Origin of the sequence: Actinophytocola sp., from assembly GCF_045807065.1 — a bacterium.
Classification (GTDB): domain Bacteria; phylum Actinomycetota; class Actinomycetes; order Mycobacteriales; family Pseudonocardiaceae; genus Actinophytocola.
The window spans coordinates 1-8,813 of the sequence record NZ_JBJMIE010000508.1; the positions used below are offsets into that span (position 1 = coordinate 1).

Annotated in this window: 8 protein-coding genes and 1 pseudogene; 3 read left to right on the forward strand and 6 right to left on the reverse strand. The window is 70.5% G+C overall.

The features are described from left to right. The first annotated feature begins 104 nt into the window (after positions 1-104). On the forward strand, positions 105-2,072 hold the full coding sequence (locus ACJ73U_RS29880; RefSeq protein ID WP_407781064.1) for a cytochrome c oxidase assembly protein: 1,968 nt from the start codon (positions 105-107) through the stop codon (positions 2,070-2,072). On the opposite strand, the gene ACJ73U_RS29885 is transcribed toward ACJ73U_RS29880, so the two are convergent. From ACJ73U_RS29885 to ACJ73U_RS29895, 3 genes are read right to left on the reverse strand one after another with little or no spacing between them, the layout of a single operon-like run. Then, the gene (locus ACJ73U_RS29885; RefSeq protein ID WP_407781065.1) at positions 2,069-2,890 is read right to left on the reverse strand and encodes an ABC transporter permease; all 822 of its coding nucleotides are present in this window, start codon (positions 2,888-2,890) and stop codon (positions 2,069-2,071) included. The two genes, ACJ73U_RS29880 and ACJ73U_RS29885, sit on opposite strands and share 4 nt — an antisense overlap. Positions 2,891-2,915: 25 nt before the next feature. Beyond that, on the reverse strand, positions 2,916-3,854 hold the full coding sequence (locus ACJ73U_RS29890) for an ATP-binding cassette domain-containing protein (RefSeq protein ID WP_407781066.1): 939 nt from the start codon (positions 3,852-3,854) through the stop codon (positions 2,916-2,918). Next, the gene (locus ACJ73U_RS29895; protein WP_407781067.1) at positions 3,851-4,516 is read right to left on the reverse strand and encodes a TetR/AcrR family transcriptional regulator; all 666 of its coding nucleotides are present in this window, start codon (positions 4,514-4,516) and stop codon (positions 3,851-3,853) included. The genes ACJ73U_RS29890 and ACJ73U_RS29895 overlap by 4 nt, the downstream gene beginning before the upstream one ends. 236 nt (positions 4,517-4,752) lie before the next feature. On the opposite strand from ACJ73U_RS29895, the gene ssb reads away from it, so the two are divergent. Next, a complete protein-coding gene (gene ssb, locus ACJ73U_RS29900; RefSeq protein ID WP_407781068.1) occupies positions 4,753-5,244 on the forward strand; it encodes a single-stranded DNA-binding protein in 492 nt (163 codons plus the stop codon). A gap of 10 nt (positions 5,245-5,254) precedes the next feature. Here the strand turns inward: ssb and ACJ73U_RS29905 are convergent, their stop codons facing one another. The 3 genes and pseudogenes from ACJ73U_RS29905 to ACJ73U_RS29915 form a co-directional block, all read right to left on the reverse strand. Continuing rightward, positions 5,255-5,833 carry an NADPH-dependent FMN reductase gene (locus ACJ73U_RS29905; protein ID WP_407781071.1) on the reverse strand — a complete coding sequence of 193 codons (579 nt, stop codon included), beginning with the start codon at positions 5,831-5,833 and terminating at the stop codon, positions 5,255-5,257. A gap of 9 nt (positions 5,834-5,842) precedes the next feature. Then, positions 5,843-6,967 (reverse strand): annotated as a pseudogene (locus ACJ73U_RS29910) (FAD-dependent oxidoreductase); the annotation flags it as partial. Positions 6,968-7,172: 205 nt separating this feature from the next. Then, positions 7,173-7,868: a TetR/AcrR family transcriptional regulator gene (locus tag ACJ73U_RS29915; RefSeq protein ID WP_407781069.1), complete on the reverse strand. Its 696-nt coding sequence runs from the start codon at positions 7,866-7,868 to the stop codon at positions 7,173-7,175. Between the two features lie 245 nt (positions 7,869-8,113). Here ACJ73U_RS29915 and ACJ73U_RS29920 point away from each other — a divergent pair. Further along, the coding region (locus ACJ73U_RS29920) for an ATP-binding cassette domain-containing protein (protein WP_407781070.1) at positions 8,114-8,813 on the forward strand (700 nt) is incomplete at its 3' end.

Here is an 8,813-nt window from a genome sequence, read left to right on the forward strand (position 1 = left end):
ACCGGCCGCCCTGGCGGCCGCCGCGGCCCGCCGCCGGGAGGACGAGCAAGTTGCACAGGAGAGCCAGGAGATCGCCCCCGCCATGAGGTAACTACCCTCAGGGCGTGTCCGTCGACAGCCCACCTGGACGGGGCCCGAGTGTCCTACCGCTCGTCTTCATCGCCGCACCGTTCGCGGCCCTGGTCGCGGTCCTGCTGCTGAGTGTCTCCACGGCCGACGCGACGCTGGACGTGAAGCTCGGCGCGATCGTGCGTGTCGCGGCGGACGCCGGCGCCGTGCTGACCGTCGGCTCGCTGCTGTTCGCGGCGTTCCTCGTCGCACCGGAGAAGTCCGGCACGCTCGCGGCGAGCGGGTACGCGGCGCTGCGAGCCGCCGCCTGGTCCGCGCTGCTGTGGGCCGTGGCCGCGGTCGTGTCGGTGCCGTTCCTGACCGCCGACGTGGTCGGCAGGTCGGTGTCGGTGATGCTGAACGACCCGAGTCTGATGTTCAGTCTCGTCGGCGACCTCGAACAGGCGAAGGCGTGGCTGCTCACCGCCGCGGTCGCCCTGTTCGTCTCCATCGCCGGGTTCCTCGTGCTGTCGTGGGGCTGGACGGCCGTGCTCTTCGGGCTGGCGGTGTTCGCCGTGCTGCCGGTGCCCATGACCGGCCACTCCTCGGCCGGCGGCCAGCACGACCTCGCGAGCAACAGCCTGGTGTTCCACCTGGTCGGCGCGTCGTTGTGGGTCGGTGGCCTGGTCGCGCTGATGGTGTTCGCGCGACGCGTCCCGCGGGGTGACGCGCTGAAGGTCGCGACGACGCGATTCTCCGCGGTCGCGCTGGTCTGCTGGATCACCATGGCCGTGTCGGGCGTGGTCAACGCCTGGGTGCGGGTGCCCGTCCGCGAGCTGTTCAACTACTCCTACGGCCTGCTGGTGGTCGCCAAGATCGTGGCGTTGCTGCTGCTCGGCCTGTTCGGGTACGTCCACCGCAGGCGCAGTGTCACGGCCATCCAGGAGGGGCGGTCCGGCAACCTGCTCGTGCGGCTGGCCGCGGTCGAGGTGCTGGTCATGTTCGCCACCATCGGCATCGCGGTCGCGCTCGCCAGGACCCCACCACCACCGCTGTCGTACCTGCCGGGCCAGGTCGAACGGGACCTCGGTTACCCGATCGACGGGCCGCCGACGCTGGTGAACCTGCTGACCGCGTGGCGGTTCGACCTGATCTTCGGCACGCTCGCGATCGTCCTGGCCGTCCTGTACCTGCTCGGCGTGCGCAAGCTCATGGCCAGGGGGGACGCGTGGCCGATGGGACGCGTCGTCACGTGGCTGGCGGGCTGTGCGGTGATCCTGTTCGCGACGTCGTCCGGCATCGGCCGGTACGCCCCAGCCATGTTCAGCGTGCACATGGAGACGCACATGATGCTGTCCATGCTGGCGCCGGTGCTGCTGGTGCTCGGTGGTCCGGTCACGCTCGCGCTGCGCGCGCTGCCGGTGGCCGGCAGGGACGGCGTGTCCGGGCCGCGCGAGTGGCTGCTCGCGCTGGTCCGCTCGCCGCTGTCGCGGTTCCTGACCAACCCGATCGTGGCGCTCGTGCTGTTCGTCGGGTCCTTCTACCTGCTGTACTTCTCGGGGCTGTTCGACTGGGCGCTGGACAAGCACTGGGCGCACCTGCTGATGAACGCCCACTTCCTGCTGGTCGGCTACGTCTTCTACTGGCCGGTGATCGGCATCGACCCGTCGCCGCGCCGGCTGCCGCACATCGCCCGGCTCGGCATGGTCTTCGCGTCGCTGCCGTTCCACGCGTTCTTCGGCGTGATCCTGATGGGCATGCAGACGGTCATCGGCGAGCAGTTCTACCAGCGGCTCGCGTTGCCGTGGACCGCCGACCTGCTGTCCGACCAGCGGCTCGGCGGCGGGATCGCGTGGGCGGCCGGCGAGCTGCCGCTGCTGATCGTGGTGGTCGCGCTGCTCGTCCAGTGGGCGAGGGCGGACGACCGGGAGGCCCGGCGGCTGGACCGCCGGGCCGACACCGATGGTGACGAGGATCGCGAGGCCTACAACGCGATGCTCAAGAAGCTGTCCGACCAGACCTAGCCGGCCAGCGGTCGCCGGAAGCCGCGGACCGCGGCCACGACGCCCACCACCAGCAGCCCGACGCTGGCGGCGAGGGCGCCGATGACCCCGTTGCCGACCGGCATGTCCAGCGCGAGGTTGCGCGAGGCGTCGACGGCGTAGGTCAGCGGGTTGATCGTGGCGACCACCCGCAGCCAGACTGGCAGGCCGTCGACGGGCACGAACGCGCTGGAGGCGAACATCAGCGGGAACATCGCGAGGAAGCCCACCGTCTGCATGGACTCCGCGTTGCGCACCCACGCCCCGACGGCGAGGAAGATCCACGACAGGGCCCAGCTCACGGTCAGTGCCAGCAGGAACGCCGGCACCACGCCGAGCACCCCGCCCGCGGGGGAGAAGTCGAACAGCACCGTGGCGGCGATCAGCAGGACGACCAGCTGGACGGCCGTGCGGACCAGGTCGGACAGGCTGCGGGCGACCAGCACGGAGACGTTGCTGACCGGCAGCGAGCGCAGCCGCCCGAGCACGCCGTTCTTCATGTCCGTCACCAGCCCGATCCCGGACTGCAGTGCCGCGCCGACGCCGCTGGTGACGAGGATCGCCGGCATCAGGTAGTTGATGTAGGAGACGCCGGCGGGGAAGGCCGCCCCGCCCGCCATGCTGCCGAAGACCTGGCTGAACAGCAGCAGCATGATCAGTGGTTGCAACAGGCTGAGGACCAGCAGCTTGGGGTCGTTCACCAGGGCACGCAGCGAGCGGCCGGTGAGGATCGAGATCTGGTTGAGCAGGCCGGTGCCCCGCCAGCGGGGGAGCGCCGTGGAGATGGTCGGTGTGGTCATCGTCGCGGTGGTCTTGGTGGCTCCTTCAGGCGGCCTTGTTCTTGGCGAGGGTGAGGTAGACGTCGTCGAGGCTGGGCTCGGTCAGCGCGAGCTCGGCCACCTCGACGTGGGCCTCGTCGAGCGCGCGGACGACGACCGCGAGGTCCGCGGAGGTGGTGACGGGCGTGCGCAGCTCGCCCTTGGGCTCGTCGAGCACGGGCGCGAGGCCGTGCCGCTCGAGGCTCACGATGGCGGCGGGCGCGTCCTGCCGGGTCGCGAGCGTGACGTGCACGGCTCGCTCGCCGACCTGCGCCTTCAGCTCGGCGGCCGTGCCGGCGGCGACGACCCTGCCGGCGGACAGCACGGTGATGCTGTCGGCGAGCCGGTCGGCCTCGTCGAGGTACTGGGTGGTGAGCAATACAGTCGTACCGTCATCGACCAGCCCCTCGACGACCTCCCATAGCCCGATCCGGCTGGCCGGGTCCAGCCCGGTGGTCGGCTCGTCGAGGAAGATCACGTCCGGCCGCCCGACGAGGCTCGCGGCCAGGTCGAGCCGCCTGCGCATGCCGCCGGAGTACGTCTTCGCCGGGCGCCTGGCCGCGCCGGTGAGGTCGAAGAGCTCCAGCAACTCGTCCGCCCTGACCCTGGCCTCGCGCCGGCCGGCGCCCAGCAGCCGGGCGATGAGGACCAGGTTGTCCACGCCCGAGAGCTGCTCGTCGACCGAGGCGAACTGCCCGGTGAGCCCGATCCGCCCCCGCACCAGCTCGCCCTGGCTGGCCACGTCGAACCCGGCGACCGTCGCGCTGCCGCTGGTGGGCGGCAGCACGGTGGTCAGGATGTTGACCAGGGTGGTCTTGCCGGCGCCGTTGTGCCCGAGCAGCCCGAGCACGGACCCGCGCGGGACCTGGACGCTCACCCCGTCCAGCGCCGTGACGGCGCCGAAGGCCATGCTGACGTCGACGGCCTCGATCATGATGTCGCTCATCTGTGGTTCCCCTTTTCTCTGTCTGTGACCCCGTGTGGTTTGTCCATGACCCCGTGCAGGAACAGGTCGACGATCTCCGCCGGGTCGTCGATGGGCTCCCCGAAGCCGCTCGCACGCATCCGGTTGCTGAAGACGAGGCTGAGCAACATCCGCGTGGCCCGCTCCTTGTCGACGCGCAGGTTGTCGGTGACCTCGTCGAACAGGTGGCCCATGGCCTGGGAGACGCGGACGAACTCGGGCGGCGGCCCTGGCTCGCGCGGTTCGCCGTCCCCGTGCATGCGCCGCTGCATGGCCTCCGGCCCCAACCCGCCGCTGCGCGCCGCCTGCCCGATGGACCAGACCCGGTCCAGGTAGCCGCTGACCGCGCGAACGCCTTCGGTCAGCCGGGCGTGGAGCGGCCCGTCGTGCCCGATCGCGGCGATCCTGGCGACCTCCGCCTCGGAGTTCATCCCGGCGTGCACGCAGGCGAGCAGGAGTTCCTGCTTGTCCTTGAAGGCGCGGAAGACCGTGCCCTCGGCGATGCCGGCGGCGGCGGCGATCTGGCTCGTGGAGACGTTCCCGCCGTGTTCGAGCAGGAGGGGAAGGGTGCTGCGCACGATCGCCGCACGCCGCTCCTCCTGGCTCATCGCCGGCGCCCGGCGCCGCTTCTCGTCCTCGACCATGGCCCAACTATATGAGTGAGTTCTCACTCACGTCAATGAGTGAGAACTCACTCAGTTGTGTGTGCCGTACCACACCGCACCGACACCGCGGCTGTTCCGGAGGCGCCTCCGTCGGACCTGTCCACAGCCCCGCGCTCCATCCACAACCCGCCGGTAACTCCCCGCACGCCCGGCCGCGGCACGGCACGCTGGACCCATCCGGCGCACCCGCGCCTCACCAGTGAAAGGACAGCACCATGAGCGTCAACTCGACCCTGATCACCGTCGTCGGCAGGGTGGTCACCGACATCGAGACCCGCGTGATCCCGAACGGCACCAAGGTGGCCAACTTCCGCCTGATGACACAGGAACGCGTCTACGACAAGGAGAACGGCCTGTGGGCGGACGGCGATCGCATGTACCTGAGGGTCGCGTGCTGGCGGAAACTGGCCGACAACGTGGCGGAGTCGCTCCGCAGGGGCGACCAGGTCCTGGTCAGCGGCCGGCTGAAGGTGCGCAAGTACGACACGGAGAGCGGCGCCCATCGCGAAGACCTCGAGGTGGACGCCAAGGCGGTGGGGCCGGACCTGACCCTCCACACGGTCCAGGTCAACCGCCTGGACCGGACGGTCTCGCCCCACCAACAGAAGCTGGTCGATCCACCTCCCGCGCGACTACTCCAGGAGGAGCCCGGCGAGGCGGGCCTCGACGAGCCGCTCACCCAGCCGGAGGTGGTCCAGGCGGCATAGAACTTCCTGCTCAGGCCGCGGTCGGCGTACCTGCCGCCCGAAGGGGCGCGAGGGCCGTTGCCCACGCGACGAGCTGGTCGAGGGTCGTGGCCAGTGCCGTGCTCTGGTGGTCGGCGGGGCTGAACTCGCGGTAGTCGACGAAGTCCGTACGCAGGTTCAGGTTCACCTGGGCCCCGACGTCGGCCATCTGGAGGGAGGCCATGATCGGCCGGAGCTGTTCGACCGCCCGGACACCGCCGTCGTGCCCGTAGGAGACGAACGCCGCCGCCTTGTTGTGCCACTCCGCGTAGACCCGGTCGAGGGCGTTCTTCAGGGCGCCCGGCAGGCCGTGGTTGTACTCCGGCGTCACGAACAGGTAGCCGTCATAGCGCGCGACCGTCTGGGCCCAGGCGTGCGTGTGCGGCTGGCTGTAGCGGCCGAGTGCCGGCGGCAGTGGCTCGTCGAGCGGCGGCAGGTCGGCCTCCGCGAGGTCGACCAGCTCGAAGCGGGCGTCGGTGCGGGCGGCGGCCTGGTCGAGGACCCAGCGGGCGACCGTCTCGCCCACGCGGCCGGGACGGGTGCTGGCGAGGACCACCGCGATGGTGGGCACCTGGTTGCGGCGGTGGCCGGCGAACTGGTCGACCAGGGCCGTGAGCGCGTCATCGCCGAAGATCAGCTCCTGGTTCGCGGCGGAGGTCGCGGCGGACTCGGCGGCGCGGGGGAACAGATCCCGCTCGTACGCGGCCAGGGCCGTCTCGATGTCACCGGGGTGGGCGACGATGGCACGTCCCAGCTCGGCGGCGTCGAGCATGGCGAGGTTGGCGCCCTCCCCGGCGAAGGGGGACATGAGGTGCGCGGCGTCACCCAGGAGGGTCACGCCGGGCACGCGGTCCCAGCGGTGGTCGATCGGCAGGGCGTGGATGCGGCGCGGCACCACGGGGCCGTCGGCGTCGGCGACCAGCGCGCGTAGGTCGTCGGACCAGCCCTCGAAGTGCGCGAGGACGGCCTTCTTGGCGACCGCGGGGTCGGTGAAGTCGATGCCGTCGAGCCAGTCCTCGTCGGTCCTGAGCGCCGTGTAGACGTGCAGGCTGTCGTCGGTCTCGCGGTGGGCGAGGAAGGCCTTGCGGTCGCCCAGGCAGAAGAAGAAGCCGGCCCCGATCAGCGCGGCGCTCGTCGGGTGCCGCGTGTCGGCGGAGAGGAGATCGGTTTCGACGAAGGAGATGCCCGTGTAGGAAGGGAGGGCGTCGGACACCAGCGAGCGGACCTTCGACCAGGCGCCGTCCGCGCCGACGAGCAGGTCCGTGGTGATCGCCGTGCCATCGGCGAAGGTCACCTCGTGGCGGCCGCCGCCCAGGGCGCGGACCGCTGTCGCCTTCTTGCCCCAGCGGACGGTGCCTGCCGGCAGGGAGTTCAGCAGCAGGTCACGCAGCTGGCCGCGGTCCACCTCGGGCCGGTCGCCGGTGGCGTCGTCCTCCTCGGAGTACCGGACCGCGCCCTGCGGGTCGACGATCCGGAGGGCCTCGCCGCCGGCGTGGACCAGCGTGCGGAACTCGTCGTGCAGGCCGGCGGCGCGCAGTGCGAGCTGACCGGCGTCGGTGTGGATGTCGAGCATGCCGCCCTGGGTGCGGGCGTCCGCGGACGGCTCCAGGTCGAAGACTGCGGCCTCGATGCCGTTGACGTGCAGTATCCGAGCAAGTGTGAGGCCGCCGAGGCCGCCTCCGATGATCGCGATGGGATAAGTCATGTGAAGCTCCCTAGAAGTTGATCTGTCTGGTGTTGGTGTCCCGGATCGCCGGGGCACGGGTGTGACTGAGGCGGTGAACGGCCGGTCCGGCCCCACGGTCTGCTCGCGTTGGCCCGGCGCTTGTCGCCGTGCTCCGGCGTCGCTGGGCGACGGCCGACTGTCCACCTCGCGCCGGTCACCTCGACGGCGTGGCGCGACCACTGGGTCAGCTGTCGGTGCCCGGTATGGGCGTGTGGGTGATGCCGCTGATGACCACGTGGAAGCACCACGCCAGGCGCTCGCGGGGCGTGCCGCCCTGCAGGCTGGCCGCCAGGGCGTGGACGTACGGGTAGGTCGCCGCCGGTGCCTCCTGGACGGCGTGGACGAGGGCGTCCCACTCGGCCTGGGGGTCGCCCGTCTGTTCGCGGGTGCCGTGCTCGGCAGCGTTCGCCGTGGCGACCAGCAGGAGCACGTCCACGCCCCAGCCGGCCCGCTCCGGCGGCACGCCACCGTCGGCCAGCAGGGCCAGCAGGCGCTCCACGAGCCGCAGGTAGTGCTCGCCGTGCGGCCGGACGGACAGCGCCATGCGGGCCAGTGCCGGGTGCGCGAACAACACCTCGGTGTAGGAGGTGAGCACCTCCACCAGCCGGTCGCGCCAGTCGTCGTCGCTCGCCGCGTCGAGGTCGACCTCACCGAGCAACTCGTCCAGCACGGCCGCGTGCAGCTCCGCCGTGTTGGCGACGTAGACGTACAGCGAGGCCGGGCCGGTGTCCAACTCCTGCGCGAGCCGGCGCATGGTCACCTTCTCCAGGCCCTCGGCCCGCATCACGGCGACGGCGGTCGCGACGATGCCCTCGCGGGAGAGCGCCGGTTTCGCGGGACGTTCGCGCCGGCTGGTCGGAGCCTTCTCACGGGGGGTCACGACACTACTGTAACGAACATGTTCGTTGCGAACAAGTTCGGAGCGAACATGTTCGTCAGGCGATGAGATCAGCATGGAAGAAGGTGATCCGAGCCCGATTCGACGTCAGGAAGGGAGTTGATCGGTCGAACAGCGCGCGGGGGACTCCCCCGGCTGGAGGATGCCGCTGACTTGACAGGCTTGCGGGGGTACGTTCAGCCACACCGCGGTCATGGCCGAGCACGGACCGCTCTACGATCGCGCCCATGGCCGAGTTCATCTACACCATGAAGAAGGTGCGCAAGGCGCACGGGGACAAGGTCATCCTCGATGACGTCACAATCGCCTTCTACCCCGGGGCGAAGATCGGCGTCGTGGGTCCCAACGGCGCCGGCAAGTCGAGCGTGCTCAAGATCATGGCGGGCTTGGACCAGCCGAACAACGGCGAGGCGTTCCTGTCCCCCGGGTACAGCGTCGGCATCCTGCAGCAGGAACCACCGCTCAACGAGGACAAGACCGTCCTGGGCAACGTCCAGGAGGGCGTTGGCGAGGTCTACCAGAAGCTCGTCCGCTACAACGAGATCACCGAGAAGATGGCGACGGACTACTCCGACGAGCTCATGGACGAGATGGGCCAGTTGGGGGAGGAACTCGACAACGCGGATGCCTGGGACCTGGACTCCCAGCTCGAGCAGGCCATGGACGCCCTGCGCTGCCCGCCGCCGGACGCGGATGTCAAGGTGCTCTCCGGTGGTGAGCGCCGCCGGGTGGCCCTGTGCAAGCTGCTGCTGTCCAAGCCCGACCTGCTGCTGCTGGACGAGCCGACCAACCACCTGGACGCGGAGAGTGTCCTGTGGCTGGAGCAGCACCTGTCGCAGTACCCGGGCGCGGTCCTGGCGGTGACCCACGACCGGTACTTCCTCGACAACCTGTCGCAGTGGATCCTGGAGCTCGACCGCGGGCGGG

Bases quoted from the DNA above. Each gene is read 5' to 3' on its own strand.
- ssb (WP_407781068.1), top strand. From the start codon at position 4,753: ATGAGCGTCAACTCGACCCTGATCACCGTCGTCGGCAGGGTGGTCACC.
- ACJ73U_RS29895 (WP_407781067.1), bottom strand. From the start codon at position 4,516: ATGGTCGAGGACGAGAAGCGGCGCCGGGCGCCGGCGATGAGCCAGGAG.
- ACJ73U_RS29890 (WP_407781066.1), bottom strand. From the start codon at position 3,854: ATGAGCGACATCATGATCGAGGCCGTCGACGTCAGCATGGCCTTCGGC.
- ACJ73U_RS29885 (WP_407781065.1), bottom strand. From the start codon at position 2,890: ATGACCACACCGACCATCTCCACGGCGCTCCCCCGCTGGCGGGGCACC.